The following is a 15,097-nucleotide window of genomic DNA, read 5'->3' on the forward strand; positions in this document are numbered from 1 at the left end:
GTAGTGGTAATGAGGCGGGGGGCCACTCTACAGACGAGGTCACGCAAGGTGCCTCCAGGAGCGAACGGCCTCCCCGGTAACTGCTTCCGTCATGGTTGTTGACAGACAAGCTCAACATACAAGGAGCCTGCTCGCGGGCGATTGGTGGCCACGCTGCACGTTGTACTGAAGGACTGCAATCACCTGGCACACGCCCAGCGGCCTCCCCGAGAATGTTGGCATGCAAAGCGCATCCCTGTTGCACTCACCGTTATCGATAAGCCCTGCCCATGAACAAACTGGACAACGCGCTGCTGAACATCCTGATCAAGGATTCGCGCACCTCTTTCGCCGACATCGCCCGGCAACTGAACATCTCCCGCGCCCACGCCCGTACCCGGGTGCAGGCGCTGGTGGAAAGCGGGGTGATCGAGAAATTCACCGCCGTGGTCAACCCGGAGAAACTCGGCAAGGGCATTTCCACCTTCGTCGACCTGACCGTCGCGCCGCACGCCATCGAGGCCGTCGCCGAGCGGCTTTCAGCGACCATGGAAGTGGTCAGCCTGTACATCATGAGCGACCTGAAAAGCCTGCACATCCATACCCTCACCGACAGCTACGAAACCTTCGATGCCTTCGTCCGCCAGCACATCTTCAACCACCCGGAAATCCTCACCGTCGACTGCAAGGCGCTGATGACCCGGGTCAAGCATCGCCGCGGCGGGGCACGCCTCTGATGGCGGCAGGTCGAGCCGCCGCCCTGCCTTAAAAACGTGCCCTCGGTACGTTTTGGTGCACAGCTGACATTCGTTCGCTCAGTGCAGCCCTGCTTGTCGGAAGGCAAGCAAATGGTTCTCGTCACCTGACAAATGTTCACTGCCAACCCCCTCCCCTGACGATCCGTCAGCCCACGGCCCCGGCAAACGCCTGCTTTTCGTGCGCCCGGATTTGCGGAAGGCGTTCCAGCCTAAATTAAATAATCAATAAAATCATATAGTTAAAATAATTTTCTGCTGGCATGACAGTTGCTGAAGGCATCCAACAGCGACTTTACATCCGGCAGGCACGCGCCTGCCGCAATGGCCACCGTGACAGGAGAACCCCCATGAGCCTCAATCGACGTAACTTCATCGGCGCCGGCGCCCTCGCGGCAGGTGCAGGTCTGGCCCTGGGAGCGAGCAGCATCGCCCGCGCGGCGGACGGCAAGACCTTCAACTGGAAGATGACCAACGCCTACGCCCCCGGCTCGCCGTTCTACGTGCAGGGCCCGGGCAGCCCCACCGACTTCTGCAAGCGCGTCGAGGAAATGTCCGGCGGCCGCCTGAAGATCCAGCACTTCGCCGCCGGCGAACTGATCCCGGCCCTGGAGGGCTTCGACGCGGTGTCCAGCGGCATGGTCGAGATGAACGCCGCCAACGCCTTCTTCTGGGCCGGCAAGATTCCCGCCGCGCAGTTCTTCACCGCGGTGCCGTTCGGCATGAACACCCAGGGCATGAATGCCTGGCTGTACAACGGCGGCGGCCTCAAGCTCTGGGAAGAGCTCTACGAGCCCCATGGGCTGGTGCCGATGCCGATGGGCAACACCGGTACGCAGATGACCGGCTGGTTCCGCCAGCCGCTGGAAAACGTCGCCAGCCTCAAGGGCCTGAAGATGCGCATCCCGGGTCTGGCCGGCAAGGTCTACAGCGAACTGGGGGTGGCCGTGCGCCTGCTGCCGGGCGGCGAGATCTTCCCGGCCCTGGAGCGTGGCGTGATCGACGCCGCCGAATTCGTCGGCCCCTATCAGGATCGGCGCATGGGCCTGCACAAGGCGGCGAAGAACTACTACACCACCGGCTGGCACGAGCCGACCAACGTCACCGAGCTGATCATCAACAAGCAGGCCTGGGACAGCCTGCCCGCCGACCTGCAGGGGATCGTGCGCACCTGCGCCCAGGCCTGCAACAACGACAGCTGGTCGTGGTGCGACGCGGTCAACGCCGAGGCCCTGCAGGACCTGGTGAACAACCAGGGGGTGATCGCCCGCCCGCTGCCGGACGACATCATCGCGCGCCTGCGCGAGGTCACCCGCGACACCCTGTCGAGCATGGCCGTCGCCGACCCGGCGACCAAGAAGGTCTACGAGCACTTCTTCGCCTTCCGCAAGCAGTACATTTCCTGGTCGTCGGTGAGCGAGAAGGCCTTCATGAACATCGGGATGGACGAGGCATGATGGTCGTCGTCACCCGTATCGAGCAACTGGTCGAGGCCCTGGGCGCCATTGCGCGCGCCTGCGTGCTGCTGCTGGTGCTGCTGGTGTCGTTCGACGTGCTGATGCGCTACCTGTTCGATATCAGCCCGGTGGCGCTGCAGGAACTGGAGTGGTACCTGATCTCGCCCATCGCCCTGCTCGGCATCGCCTACACCCTCAAGCACCGCGCCGACGTGCGCGTGGACTTCCTCTACGAGAAGTTCGGCGTCAAGACCAAGGCGGCGGTCGACCTGTTCAGCGGCATCGCCACGGCGGCGATCGGCTTCTACATCGCCCGGCTGGCGTTCAACTACACCCTGCAGTCCTACAACATGGGCGAAGGCTCGCCGGACCCGGGCGGCCTGCCCTATCGCTTCCTGGTCAAGGCCTTCCTGCCCCTGGGCTTCGCCCTGTTCGGCCTGCAGGGCCTGGCCGACAGCCTGCGTGCGCTGTGCACCCTGCTGCAGCCCACCCAGGCCCGGGAGGTGCGGCCATGAGCCCCAACGAATGGCTGGCCATCGCCATGGTCATCGGTTTCTTCGCCATGATGATGGCCGGCGTGCCGGTGGCCATTTCCCTGGCCGTGTCCGGCTTCGTCGCCGGCATGCTCGGCTTCGGCCCGATGCTCTTCGCCCTGCTGCCGGCGCGCATGTTCGGCGTGGTCAGCAACTACACCCTGCTGGCCATCCCCTTGTTCACCTTCATGGGGGTGATGCTGGAGAAATCCAGGGTCGCCGAGGACATGCTCGACACCATCGGCCGGGCCATGGGCGGCCTGAATGGCGGCATGGGCCTGGCGATCATCCTGGTCGGCGTGCTGCTCGGCGCTTCCACCGGCATCGTCGGCGCCACCGTGGTGACCATCGGCCTGCTGACCCTGCCCACCCTGCTGCGCCGTGGCTACAACAAGACCATCGCCTGCGGCACCATCTGCGCTTCCGGCACCCTGGGCCAGATCATCCCGCCGAGCCTGGTGCTGATCCTGCTGTCGGACATTCTCGGCCAGTCGGTGGGTTCGATCTTCGCCGCGGCCTTCATTCCCAGCCTGGTGCTGGCGCTGATCTACGTGGCCTACATGCTGGTGCTCGGCTGGCTGCGCCCGGACTGGGTGCCGGCGATCCCCGCCGAGGAGCGCGCCCTGACCAGCCGCAAGCAACTGCTCAAGGACATGGCGCGCAGCGTGCTGCCGCCGCTGCTGCTGGTGATGGCGGTGCTCGGCTCGATCATCGGCGGTGTCGCCGCGCCCACCGAAGCAGCCTCCATGGGCGCACTCGGCGCACTGCTCATCGCTGCGGTTTCAGGTCGCCTGAGCTGGCCGACCCTCAAGGCCACCCTGCACGGCACCCTGACCATCAGCGCCATGATCTTCCTCATCCTGCTCTGCTCGCAGCCGTTCTCCCTGGCCTTTCGTGGCCTCGGCGGCGAGGCGCTGGTACACGACATGTTCACCCTGCTGCCGGGCGGCGAGCTGGGGGCGATCCTGTTCCTCATGGCGGTGCTGTTCGTGCTCGGCTTCTTCCTCGAGTGGATCGAGATTTCCTACATCGCCCTGCCGATGTTCCTGCCCGTATTCATCGCCTACGACACCAATCTGGTGTGGCTGGGCATCCTGGTGGCGCTGAACCTGCAGATGTCGTTCCTCACCCCACCCTTCGGCTGGGCGCTGTTCTTCCTCAAGGGCGTCGCGCCACCGGGTATCAGCACGCGGGACATCTACATTGGCGCCTTGCCGTACGTGTTCCTGCAGATGCTCGCCGTGGCCGTGGTGTTCTGCTTCCCGGCCCTGGCCACCTGGCTGCCGGCCGCCATCGGCTGGTAGTGCCCCCTGCCGTGGCCGCGCCGGTTATGATCGGCGCGGCTATCACAAGAACGACAAGGATACCCCCATGCTGAAAAGCACCCACGCCACCGGTGGCCTGTTCGTCGCGCCCCACCATCTTGCCGCCCAGGCCGGGCGCGACGTGCTCAAGGCCGGCGGCAACGCCGTACAGGCGATGGTCGCCGCGGCCGCGACCATCGCCGTGGTCTACCCGCACATGAACGCCATCGGCGGCGACGGCTTCTGGCTGATCCACGAGCCGGGCAAGCAGCCCCTGGCCATCGATGCCTGCGGCAGCAGTGCCGCCCTCGCCGATCGCGATTTCTACGCCGGTCACGCGCAGATTCCCAGCCGCGGCCCGCTGGCCGCGCTGACCGTGGCCGGCACCATCGGCGGCTGGGCCGAAGCCCTGGCGCAGACCGCCCACTGGGGCCCCGGCATGCCGCTGCCCGAGCTGCTGGCCGACGCCATCGGCCACGCCCGTCGCGGTATCGTGGTCAGCCGCAGCCAGGCGCAGCTGACCCGCAGCAAGCTGGCCGAACTGCAGGATGTACCCGGTTTCGCCGAGGTCTACCTGAACGACGGCCAGGCGCCCGAGGAGGGCGATCTGCTGCGCCAGCCGGCCCTGGCCGACACCCTGCAGCGCCTGGCCGACGCCGGGCTGGACGACTTCTATCGCGGCGAACTGGCCATGCGCATGGCCGCCGAGCTCGAACGCCTGGGCAGCCCGTTGCGCCTGGCCGACCTGCAGGCCTACCGGGCGCGTGCGGTCGCACCGCTGAGCGTGCGCCTGCACGACGCCACCCTGTACAACATGCCGCCGCCGACCCAGGGCCTGGCCTCGCTGCTGATACTCGGCATCTTCGAACAGCTCGGCATCACCCAGGCCGAGGGTTTCGCCCATGTCCACGGGCTGGTCGAAGCGACCAAGCAGGCGTTCCTGATCCGCGACCGCGTGGTGACCGATCCCGGCCGCGTCCCGGAGGATCCACAAAGCCTGCTCGAGGCCGCCAACCTGCAACGCCTGGCTGCCGCCATCGACCCGCGGCAGGCGTTGCCCTGGCCACAGCCGGCCGCGCCGGGCGACACCATCTGGATGGGCTGCATCGATGACCAGGGCCGCGCCGTCAGCTTCATCCAGAGCGTGTACTGGGAATTCGGATCCGGCGTGGTGCTGCCCTCCACCGGCGTGACCTGGCAGAACCGTGGCATCAGCTTTTCCCTCGACCCCGCCGCGCTGCAGAGCCTGGAGCCAGGACGCAAGCCGTTCCACACCCTCAACCCGGCCCTGGCGCTGTTCGACGATGGCCGCACCCTGAGCTACGGCACCATGGGCGGCGAAGGCCAGCCGCAGACCCAGGCGGCGATCCTCAGTCGCTACCGCCTGGGCAGCGACCTGCAGGCCGCGGTCAGTGCACCGCGCTGGCTGCTCGGGCGCACCTGGGGCGACGTCAGCACCACGCTCAAGCTGGAAAACCGCTTCCCCGCCGAGCTGGTCGAACGGCTGCGCCAGGCCGGGCATGTGGTGGACGTGCTGGACGAGGCCTTCAGCGACACCATGGGCCATGCCGGCGCCCTGCTTCGCCATCCCAACGGCGTGCTGGAAGGCGCCGCCGACCCGCGTAGCGACGGCAGCGTCTGCGGACTTTGATAAAGGACTCGCCAGACAGGCGACCGTTGGTTGCAGGCACGCGATAGGAAGGCTGAAGGCTGAACGAAAGAGCATACGCGGTTTGCTTGTCGTTCAGCCTCCAGCCTCAAGCGCTTTTCATCGAAGGCCAAAGGCCGATCAGCCCCGTAGGGTGGACGTCGCTTTTCACGTCCACCGCAACGGTGGATCGATGAAGCGTGATCCACCCTACACGCTACGAAAGACCGCTAACACCTTCCAGGAGCGCGCAGATTCTTTCGTTCAGCTTTCCAGCCTCAAGCGCTTTTCATCGAAGGCCAAAGGCCGATCAATCCTCGGTCTTCCAGTTCTTGCGGCTCATGTAATCGCGGGTTTCCTTGACCACGATGCCGGAGAGCAGCAACAGGCCGATCAGGTTGGGCAGGGCCATCAGGCCGTTGGCGATGTCGGAGAAGGTCCACACCACTTCCAGCGAGGTGACCGCGCCGACGAACACCACCATCGAGAAGATCAGCCGGTACGGCATCACCGCCACCCGGCCCATCAGCCGCTCCATGCAGCGCTCGCCGTAGTACGACCAGCCGAGGATGGTGGTATAGGCATAGACCAGCACGCCGATGGTCACCGTGTAGATGCCCCAGCCGCCGCCCAGGCCCTGCTCCAGGGCCCAGGCGGTCATGGGCGCGCCTTTCAGGCCTTCCTGGGTCCAGGCGCCGGTGACGATGATCGCGAAGGCGGTGAAGGTCACCATCACCAGGGTGTCGAGGAAGGTCTGGGTCATCGAGACCATGGCCTGGCGCACCGGCTTGTCGGTCTTCGCCGCCGCCGCCGCGATGGCGCCGGTACCCAGGCCCGATTCGTTGGAGAAGATGCCGCGCGCCACGCCCATCTGCACCGCGAGGATCACGCTGGAGCCGAGGAAGCCGCCGGCCGCCGCGCTACCACTGAAGGCATCGGTGAACACCAGGACGATGGCATCCGGCAGACGGTCGGCGAACACCACCAGCACGGCGATGTTGCTGATGATGTAGAGCACGATCATCACCGGCACCACACTGGCGGCGAAACGGCCGATGCTCTTGATCCCGCCGATGATCACCACCGCGGTGCCGATCGCCAGCACCAGGCCGCTGAGGGTCGGCGAGATGCCCCAGGTGTCGTACAGCTGGTGGGCCGCGGTATTGGCCTGCACCATGTTGCCGATGCCGAACGACGCCACCGCGCCGAAGATGGCGAAGGCGATGCCCAGGCTCTTGCCCAGGGTGCCGCCGACGCCGCGGCTCAGGTAATACATCGGCCCGCCGCTCTGCTCGCCCTTGGCATCGGTGACCCGGTACTTCACCCCCAGCAGCGCCTCGGAATACTTGGTGGCCATGCCCACCAGGCCGGTCATCCACATCCAGAACAGCGCACCCGGGCCGCCGATGCCGATGGCCGTGGCCACCCCGGCGATGTTGCCGACACCGATGGTCGCCGCCAGCGCGGTGGCCAGGGCCTGGTAGTGGGACACGTCACCGGGTACGTCGCCCTTTTCCGTGCGCTTGACGAAGGCCAGCCAGAAGGCATGGCCGAGCACGCGGAACTGGATGCCACGCAGGCGAATGGTCAGGTACAGGCCGGTCAGCAGCAGCAGGGGAATGAGCAGGAACGGCCCCCAGATAAAGCCACTGATGGCCGAAAGCACAGCGAGAAGTTGTTCCATCGAAGGATGTCCTTTTTGTTATATCCATTGCGGCTCGTGGCCGGCAGGAACGACTGCAGGGCGGGTGGTGCCCGGCATGCCGAGGGGATAGGCGCATGGCGCCCGGACAGCGTCGCGACACTGTCCTTATGGGTTGCACGCCAGAATCGATGCCGTCGCATAGCGCCGCGAACACCGGGATCGAGGCGAAATGTGAGCCGAATCAATCGATTGCGACGCGCAGGATTGTCGCCAGGGGGACAAGGCTATAACAACTTGCTGTCGAAGGGTGCGAGAAAAAAAGTAAATTCTACCGCCGTTACCCGCCAAATCAGACGATCACCGCGTATAAACGCGGCAATGCAGGGATAGCGGCTGCCCGTGGGCGAGAGCGCCTGCGGATAATACGGAATGGCCGGGAGCCGTTTCTAATGTCGCGCAACGACGGCCCGCCCGACGGCCGCCAGGGATGCCAGGCCAAAAAAAGGGAGCCTTGCGGCTCCCTGCAGAGGCAATCGGTGACGCTCAGCCTTCGATCTCGATCAACACCTCGCCCGGATTGACCCGGTCGCCCTTGGCCACGTGCACCGTCTTCACGGTACCGGCGATGGGCGCCTGCACTTCGCTCTCCATCTTCATCGCCTCGGTGATCAGTACCGCCTGACCGGCCTTGACCGTATCGCCTTCCTTGACCAGGACGTCGACGATGTTGCCCGGCATGCTGGTGCTGACGTCCCCCGGCGCGCTGGCGCTCTTGCGCTTGCTGCCGCCACCGGCGACGTAGTCGTTGAGCGCCTCGAACACCACCTCTTCCGGCATGCCGTCGATGGACAGGTAGAAGTGGCGCTTGCCGTCACCCTTGACGCCCACGCCGGTGATATCCACCCGATAGCTTTCGCCGTGCACATCGATGACGAACTCGGTGGGCACGCCTTCGCCGCCGGCCGCCGAGGCCGCACCGGCTTCGGGAATGGGCAGCAACACCTCCGGAACCAGGCTGCCGGCTTCGCGCTCCTCGAGGAACTTGCGCCCGATATCCGGGAACATGGCGTAGGTCAGCACGTCCTCCTCGGACTTGGCCAGGGCGCCGATCTCGCCGCGCAGCTTGTCCATTTCCGGCTTGAGCAGGTCGGCCGGGCGCACGTCGATCACCTCCTCGTTACCGATGGCCTGCTTGCGCAGCTTGTCGCTGACCTTGCCCGGCGCCTGGCCGTAGCCGCCCTGCAGGTACAGCTTCACCTCGTTGGTGATGGTCTTGTAGCGCTCGCCGGCGAGCACGTTGAAGAACGCCTGGGTGCCGACGATCTGCGAGGTCGGCGTCACCAGCGGCGGGAAACCGAGGTCTTCGCGCACCCGTGGAATCTCCGCCAGCACTTCGTTCATGCGGTTCAGGGCGCCCTGTTCCTTGAGCTGGTTGGCCAGGTTGGAAATCATCCCGCCCGGCACCTGGTTGACCTGCACCCGGGTGTCGACGGCGGTGAATTCGCTTTCGAACTGGTGGTACTTCTTGCGCACGGCGTGGAAGTACATGCCGATCTCCTGGATCAGCGCCAGGTCCAGGCCGGTGTCGTATTCGCTGCCCTTGAGCGCGGCGACCATCGACTCGGTACCCGGGTGGCTGGTGCCCCAGGCGAAGCTGGAGATGGCCGTGTCGATATGGTCGGCGCCGGCCTCGATGGCCTTGAGCTGGCACATCGAGCCCAGGCCCGCGGTATCGTGGCTGTGAATGAACACCGGCAGGTCGATCTCGGCCTTCAGCGCCTTGACCAGGTCGGCGGTGGCGTAGGGCGTGAGCAGGCCGGCCATGTCCTTGATGGCGATGGAGTCGATACCCATGGCCTGCATGGCCTTGCCCTGGGCGACGAAGGCGTCGACCGTGTGCACCGGGCTGGTGGTGTAGCTGATGGTGCCCTGGGCGTGCTTGCCGGCCTTCTTCACCGCCTCGATGGACACCTGCAGGTTACGCACGTCGTTCATCGCATCGAAGATGCGGAACACGTCGATGCCGTTGTCCGCCGCCTTGGCCACGAAGGCGCGCACCACGTCGTCGCTGTAGTGGCGATAGCCGAGCAGGTTCTGCCCGCGCAGGAGCATCTGCAGGCGGGTGTTGGGCAGCGCCGCACGCAGCTCGCGCAGACGCTCCCACGGGTCTTCCTTGAGAAAGCGCACGCAGGCGTCGAAGGTGGCGCCGCCCCACACTTCCAGCGACCAGTAGCCGACCCGGTCGAGCTTTTCGCAGATCGGCAACATGTCTTCGGTGCGCATGCGCGTGGCCAGCAGCGACTGATGGGCGTCGCGCAGGATGGTGTCGGTGACGGTGATTTTGCGGTGGCTCATGGGTCGTGCTCCTCGCTGGAGGCTTGAGGCTGAAGGCTGGACGAACGGCAGATCCCGTTCAGCCTCAGGCTTTCCAGCCTTCAGCGTCTTTTAGTTGTCAGAGGCCGGCATGGGCGGCGATGGCGGCGGCGATGGCCAGGGCCAGTTCGCCCGGCTTGCGTTTGATCGAGTAGTTCAGCAGCTCGGGATGGTTATCGACGAAGCTGGTGTTGAAGCGCCCGCTGCGGAATTCGTCATTGGCGAGAATCTGCTGGTAGTAGGTGGCGGTGGTCTTCACCCCCTGCACGCGCATGTCGTCCAGGGCGCGGGAACCGCGGGCCAGGGCCTCTTCCCAGGTCAGCGCCCAGACGATCAGCTTCAGGCACATGGAGTCGTAGTACGGCGGAATGGTGTAGCCGGTGTAGATCGCCGTATCGGTGCGCACACCGGGGCCGCCGGGCGCGTAGTAGCGGGTGATCTTGCCGAACGACGGCAGGAAGTTGTTGCGCGGGTCCTCGGCGTTGATGCGGAACTGCAGGGCGAAGCCGCGGTACTGGATGTCTTCCTGCTTGACCGACAGCGGCAGACCGGAGGCGATACGGATCTGCTCGCGGACGATGTCGATGCCGGTGATTTCCTCGGTGATGGTGTGCTCCACCTGCACCCGGGTGTTCATCTCCATGAAGTACACCTCGCCCTCGGCGAGCAGGAACTCCACGGTACCGGCATTCTCGTAGCCCACCGCCTGGGCGGCGCGCACGGCGAGGTCGCCGATATAGGCGCGCTGCTCGGGCGTCAGTTGCGGGCTGGGGGCGATCTCGATGAGCTTCTGGTTACGCCGCTGGATCGAGCAGTCGCGCTCGTACAGGTGCACGGTATTGCCGTGGCTGTCGGCGAGGATCTGCGCCTCGATGTGCTTGGGGTTGACGATGCACTTCTCGAGGAACACCTCGGCCGAACCGAAGGCCTTGGTCGCCTCGGAAATCACCCGCGGGAAAGCCTGCTCCAGTTCCTCACGGCTGTTGCAGCGCCGGATGCCGCGGCCACCGCCACCGGACGTGGCCTTGAGCATCACCGGATAACCGATACGGTCGCCTTCGCGCAGCGCCTCCTCGATACCCGCAACATTTCCCTCGGTGCCCGGCGTTACCGGCACGCCGGCCTTGATCATGCTGCGCCGCGCTTCGGTCTTGTCGCCCATGCGGCGGATCACCTCGGCACTCGGGCCGATGAACCTGATCCCGCGGGTGGCGCAGATTTCCGCCAGCTCGGCGTTCTCGGAGAGAAAGCCGTAGCCGGGATGCAGCGCGTCGCAACCGGTTTCCACGGCCAGATTCACCAGCTTGCGCGGGTTGAGGTAGCCGGCCAGGGGATCGTCGCCGATGCCGTAGGCCTCGTCGGCGCGCTTGACGTGCAGGGCATGGCGATCGGCGTCCGAGTAGATGGCCACCGAACGGATGCCCATCTCGGCGCAGGCCCGCACGATGCGCACGGCGATCTCGCCGCGGTTGGCTATCAGGATTTTCTTGATCACGAACCAGCATCCTCGATCACGTGAACAGGCGACCCGATGCGGGTCGGCGTATGGCCGCGATGGCCTTGCGCTTCACCCTACGCCCGCTGATGGATTAACCAAAATCAATAATTATTGGGTCAGGCATTAGCAAAACCTTATACTTGCCCGAAAGCCATCGCCAAAGGAGTGAAGAAAATCCGCAAGTCATTGCTGCGTATGACATTCCGTCAGCTCCAGGTATTCCGCTCGGTGTGCGACAACCGCTCGTACAGCCGCGCCGCCGAGGAAATGTCCCTGACCCAGCCGGCGGTCAGCCTGCAGATTCGCCAGCTCGAGGAGCTGCTCGGCCAGCCGCTGTTCGACTACGTGGGCAAGAAGCTGTACCTGACCGAGGCGGCCGAAGCGCTGCAGCGCGCCAGCGCCGACATCTTCGGCCGCCTGGAGAGCCTGGACATGCAGCTGGCGGATCTGCAGGGTTCGCTGCAGGGCCAGTTGAGCCTGGCGATCGAGTCCAGCGCCAAGTATTTCATGCCCCACCTGTTCGCCGCCTTTCGCCGCGAACACCCGGAAGTCAGCCTGCAACTGACGGTGGTCAACCACGCCCAGGCGGTCAGGCGCCTGAGCGCCAACCGCGACGACCTGTTGATCATGTCCCAGGTGCCGGCGGACATGGCCCTGGAATTCCTGCCCTTTCTCAACAACCCGATCATCGCCGTGGCGCCGCCGGAACATCCACTGTGCGCGCGAACCACGCTGCACCTGCAGGACCTGAGCGCCTGGCCGCTGCTGGTGCGCGAGCCCGGCTCCGGCACGCGCCGGGCCTGCGAGGAGTATTGCCACCAGAAACGCGCGCATTTCGCCCAGACCCAGGAAGTCGGCTCCATGGAAGGGCAGCGCGAGGGGGTGATCGCCGGCCTGGGCCTGGCGCTGCTGCCGCGCCATGCGGTACGTCGCGAACTGCAGATGGGCGTGCTGCGCGAGCTGCCGGTGGTCGAGCTGCCGCTGCTGCGCAGCTGGTGCGTGGTGCATCCGCGGAGCAAGTACCTGTCGCCGGTGGCGCAGGCGTTCTTCGCCTTCGTGCGCAACCAGCGCGCGCAGATCGGCGCCCTCGCCGAGCATTTCAGCGGCGCGACGAATCCGCCCTGACGGTTTCGTATATGATATCCAAAAACCCTCTTCCATTCGGTGCAACCGCGTGCCCCTACCTCGATTCAATGCACCCAATCTGGGTATCGCGCCCTCCGCCTCGGAGGTCATCACCAAGCACCTGCGCGAGGCCATCGTCGCCGGGCATTTCGCCGAAGACGAGCCGGTGCGTCAGGACGACATCGCCAAGCTGTTCAACGTCAGCAAGATCCCCGTGCGCGAGGCCCTCAAGCGCCTGGAGGCCGAGGGGCTGGTGGTGTTCCAGCGCAACAAGGGCGCGGTGGTCACGCGCATTTCCGAACCCGAGCTGGCGCAGATGTTCGAGGTGCGCATCCTGCTCGAGGACAAGGCGCTGCGCCTGGCCATTCCCAATATGACCGAGGAAACCTTCGCCCGTGCCGAACGCATCTGCGAGGAGTTCATCGGCGAAGACAACATCGGCCGCTGGGCCGAACTGAACTGGCAACTGCATGCCTGCCTGTACGAGCCGGCACAACGGCCGTTCCTGGTGAACCTGATCCGCTCCATCCACGACAAGCTGGAACGCTACCTGCGCCTGCAGATGAGTCTTTCCGAAGGCAAGGACCGCGCCGATCGCGAACACCGCGAGATCATCGCCGCCTGCCGCGCCCGCGACATAGAACGAGCCGTCACCCTGCTCGACGAACACATCATCGGCGTCTGCCGCACCCTCTACGAGCACCTGCCGGAACATCGCTGAACCGCTGGGCGATAGCGGCCGCTCGGGGGGATCGGGGAGCGCTTGTGAGAAGGAATACCGCGTGCACTTCGCCCCTCTCCCGGAGGGCGAGGGGAGCAAAGCAGGCCCCGCCTGAATCCGGCAGACAAGGGGGCGCGAAAGACTCGATGCCGGCACAAGCCCCGGAACCACCACGAGTCTGCTCCCTCTCCCTCCGGGAGAGGGCTGGGGAGAGGGGCTCTTCAGGAGTCAGGCCGACCATCCTACGACCTAGCAGCGAGTCATGCGCAACGCCTCAGCCTCTCGCTTGTGGCTTGTGGCTTGTGGCTTGTGGCACCTCAGCCTAGATCCGGTTGGAAGCCTCCAGCGCCTTGAGCAGGCGCGCATCGTGGCCGTAGATGTCCGGGCGGAACTGCAGTTGCCCGTCACCGCCAACCTGCGCCGTCCAGTAGGCCATGAGGATCGGCACTGGTCGCGGCAGATCGGCGCGCAGCGTGCGACCACTTTCCCACTGCCTGGCGATACGCGCGCGCTCGGCGGGTGTGGCTTCGGCGAGTAGCTGATCGACCAGTTCGGTTACCCGCTCGATGCGCACGCAACCCGAGCTGAACAACCGCGGCAGGTTGTCGAACAGGCGCTGGCTCGGCGTGTCGTGCAGGTACACCGAGAAGGGATTGGGGAAGCGGATCGCCACCCGGCCCAGCGGGCTGTGCGGCCCGGCATCCTGGCGGATCATCACGCGACCGGGGCGCTCCCAGTCGACGCCGCGCGGGTCGACCGTATTGCCGTCGTAGTCGATCACTCGCATATGGTTGGCCGCCAGGTAACCGGCCGCATCGCGGCGCAGTTGCGGCAGCTTGTCCTCGCGCAGGATGGTCGGCGGAATCGTCCAGGTCGGGTTCAGGGTCAGGTGGGTGATACGCGAACGCAGCAGCGGCGTGGGCCGTGCCGGGCGGCCGACCTGGGTACGCGCCTGCCAGGCCACGGCACCGTCGCGCAGGAACATCACCTCGGCGCCGGCGACGTCGATCAGCACGCTGGTCGGCTCGAGCTCACGAGACAGCCAGCGCAGGCGTTCCAGGTTGATGCGCAGCTGATCCATGCGCTCGCTGGCCGAGCGGTTCAGTTCGGCCAGCGTGCCAGGGCCGACGATGCCATCGGGCTTGAGCAGGTGATTACGCTGGAAGGCCTTGACCGCCTCGACCAGCGCCGTGGCGTACACCGGGCTGTCCTCGGCGACGAGCGCCGGCGCGCCCTGGGACAGGTCGCCGTGCAGTTGCAGGCGCTGCTCCAGCAGCGGCACCCGCCCGTCCACCGCGCCAGGACGCAGCAGTGTTCCACCCGGAATCGCCAGCCACTGCGGCAACGCCTGGCGGCGCAGCTCGGCATAGCGCTGGCGCAACGCGCGATAGGGGCTGAAATCCGGGCGCGCCTGCTCGAAGGCCTGTGCCGGGTCCGTCAGGCCGGCCTGGGCGATGGCCAGCAACGGCGCCTGGCTCGGTTGTTCGACCATGTCTTCGGGCTGCCAGAGCGGCTCGACGCGGGCCTGATCCAGCCGCCCATGGGCCAGGTCGCGCAATGCCTGCAGATAAGCCGTGGTGGCCAGCACTTCGACGCACGCCGACAGGCGCGGCGAGGGCCGCTCGACCGCCGCCAACTCACGCAGCGGTTCCAGGTGATAGGCCCGCGGCTCGAGGCCGTCGTCCGCCAGAGCATCCAGTTGAGCGAACAGCCCCGGCAGGTTCTCCTCGCTCCACACCGGCTGCGAACCACGCAGCAGATAGAAGGGCTCCAGCCATTCGCGATCCTTGGCAGTAAGGTTCAGGGCGGGCGATACACAGGTCAGGCTGGGTTCGGCGAGCTGCTGTTCGAGGGGGCTGGGCGGCATGGCATCGGCCAGCGCCAGTGGGGCGATCAGGGCCAACGCCCAGGCAACGGATGAAGTGGGAGAAAACAAGACGCCGCTCCAGATTACGACAAAGTGAATGACAGCCCGTCGGATTCGCCCGCGGGTCGGAAGATTCCGGCTGCTAGAATCACGAGCTTTGTTGTGCCCGCAATTGCCTGGCGTCGGCTCGAC

11 protein-coding genes are annotated in these 15,097 nt (G+C 65.8%); 7 read left to right on the forward strand and 4 right to left on the reverse strand.

The annotated features are described in order from the left end of the window. Window positions 1-269 precede the first annotated feature (269 nt). From DNK34_RS23095 to DNK34_RS23115, 5 genes are all read left to right on the forward strand, one after another. Window positions 270-716, forward strand: coding sequence for an Lrp/AsnC family transcriptional regulator (locus tag DNK34_RS23095; protein WP_070881064.1), 447 nt, complete (start codon window positions 270-272; stop codon window positions 714-716). Window positions 717-1,084: 368 nt separating this feature from the next. Next, on the forward strand, window positions 1,085-2,191 hold the full coding sequence (locus DNK34_RS23100) for a TRAP transporter substrate-binding protein (RefSeq protein ID WP_131177048.1): 1,107 nt from the start codon (window positions 1,085-1,087) through the stop codon (window positions 2,189-2,191). Then, window positions 2,188-2,706 carry a TRAP transporter small permease subunit gene (locus DNK34_RS23105; RefSeq protein ID WP_131177047.1) on the forward strand — a complete coding sequence of 173 codons (519 nt, stop codon included), beginning with the start codon at window positions 2,188-2,190 and terminating at the stop codon, window positions 2,704-2,706. Before DNK34_RS23100 ends, DNK34_RS23105 begins: the two co-directional genes overlap by 4 nt. Beyond that, the gene (locus tag DNK34_RS23110) at window positions 2,703-4,028 is read left to right on the forward strand and encodes a TRAP transporter large permease (RefSeq protein ID WP_131177046.1); all 1,326 of its coding nucleotides are present in this window, start codon (window positions 2,703-2,705) and stop codon (window positions 4,026-4,028) included. Before DNK34_RS23105 ends, DNK34_RS23110 begins: the two co-directional genes overlap by 4 nt. 67 nt (window positions 4,029-4,095) lie before the next feature. Beyond that, entirely contained in the window at window positions 4,096-5,679 is a 1,584-nt protein-coding gene (locus tag DNK34_RS23115; protein ID WP_131177045.1) for a gamma-glutamyltransferase family protein, read from the forward strand. 307 nt (window positions 5,680-5,986) lie between these two features. Here DNK34_RS23115 and DNK34_RS23120 read toward each other — a convergent pair whose 3' ends face one another. From DNK34_RS23120 to DNK34_RS23130, 3 genes are all read right to left on the reverse strand, one after another. Then, on the reverse strand, window positions 5,987-7,360 hold the full coding sequence (locus DNK34_RS23120) for an alanine/glycine:cation symporter family protein (RefSeq protein ID WP_131177044.1): 1,374 nt from the start codon (window positions 7,358-7,360) through the stop codon (window positions 5,987-5,989). 504 nt (window positions 7,361-7,864) lie between these two features. Further along, a complete protein-coding gene (oadA, locus tag DNK34_RS23125; protein WP_131177043.1) occupies window positions 7,865-9,676 on the reverse strand; it encodes a sodium-extruding oxaloacetate decarboxylase subunit alpha in 1,812 nt (603 codons plus the stop codon). 97 nt (window positions 9,677-9,773) lie between these two features. Then, window positions 9,774-11,189: an acetyl-CoA carboxylase biotin carboxylase subunit gene (locus tag DNK34_RS23130; RefSeq protein ID WP_131177042.1), complete on the reverse strand. Its 1,416-nt coding sequence runs from the start codon at window positions 11,187-11,189 to the stop codon at window positions 9,774-9,776. Between the two features lie 177 nt (window positions 11,190-11,366). Between DNK34_RS23130 and DNK34_RS23135 the strand changes: the two genes are divergently transcribed. Together DNK34_RS23135 and DNK34_RS23140 are read left to right on the forward strand one after the other, a co-directional pair. Further along, window positions 11,367-12,317 (forward strand): LysR family transcriptional regulator, encoded by a 951-nt coding sequence (locus DNK34_RS23135; RefSeq protein WP_131177051.1) that lies wholly within the window; start codon window positions 11,367-11,369, stop codon window positions 12,315-12,317. Window positions 12,318-12,366: 49 nt separating this feature from the next. Further along, a complete protein-coding gene (locus tag DNK34_RS23140; RefSeq protein WP_131177041.1) occupies window positions 12,367-13,038 on the forward strand; it encodes a GntR family transcriptional regulator in 672 nt (223 codons plus the stop codon). A 322-nt stretch (window positions 13,039-13,360) separates the two neighbouring features. Here the strand turns inward: DNK34_RS23140 and DNK34_RS23145 are convergent, their stop codons facing one another. Next, window positions 13,361-14,974, reverse strand: a complete 1,614-nt coding sequence (locus tag DNK34_RS23145) for a L,D-transpeptidase family protein (protein ID WP_131177040.1) — start codon at window positions 14,972-14,974, stop codon at window positions 13,361-13,363. Between the last annotated feature and the right edge of the window lie 123 nt (window positions 14,975-15,097).

The organism is Phytopseudomonas dryadis, from assembly GCF_004327355.1.
Taxonomy (GTDB): domain Bacteria; phylum Pseudomonadota; class Gammaproteobacteria; order Pseudomonadales; family Pseudomonadaceae; genus Aquipseudomonas; species Aquipseudomonas dryadis.

Excerpts from the sequence above, each read along its gene's own strand:
- DNK34_RS23095 (WP_070881064.1), top strand. The coding sequence starts at position 270 with ATGAACAAACTGGACAACGCGCTGCTGAACATCCTGATCAAGGATTCG.
- DNK34_RS23100 (WP_131177048.1), top strand. The coding sequence starts at position 1,085 with ATGAGCCTCAATCGACGTAACTTCATCGGCGCCGGCGCCCTCGCGGCA.
- DNK34_RS23105 (WP_131177047.1), top strand. The coding sequence starts at position 2,188 with ATGATGGTCGTCGTCACCCGTATCGAGCAACTGGTCGAGGCCCTGGGC.
- DNK34_RS23110 (WP_131177046.1), top strand. The coding sequence starts at position 2,703 with ATGAGCCCCAACGAATGGCTGGCCATCGCCATGGTCATCGGTTTCTTC.
- DNK34_RS23115 (WP_131177045.1), top strand. The coding sequence starts at position 4,096 with ATGCTGAAAAGCACCCACGCCACCGGTGGCCTGTTCGTCGCGCCCCAC.
- DNK34_RS23120 (WP_131177044.1), bottom strand. The coding sequence starts at position 7,360 with ATGGAACAACTTCTCGCTGTGCTTTCGGCCATCAGTGGCTTTATCTGG.
- oadA (WP_131177043.1), bottom strand. The coding sequence starts at position 9,676 with ATGAGCCACCGCAAAATCACCGTCACCGACACCATCCTGCGCGACGCC.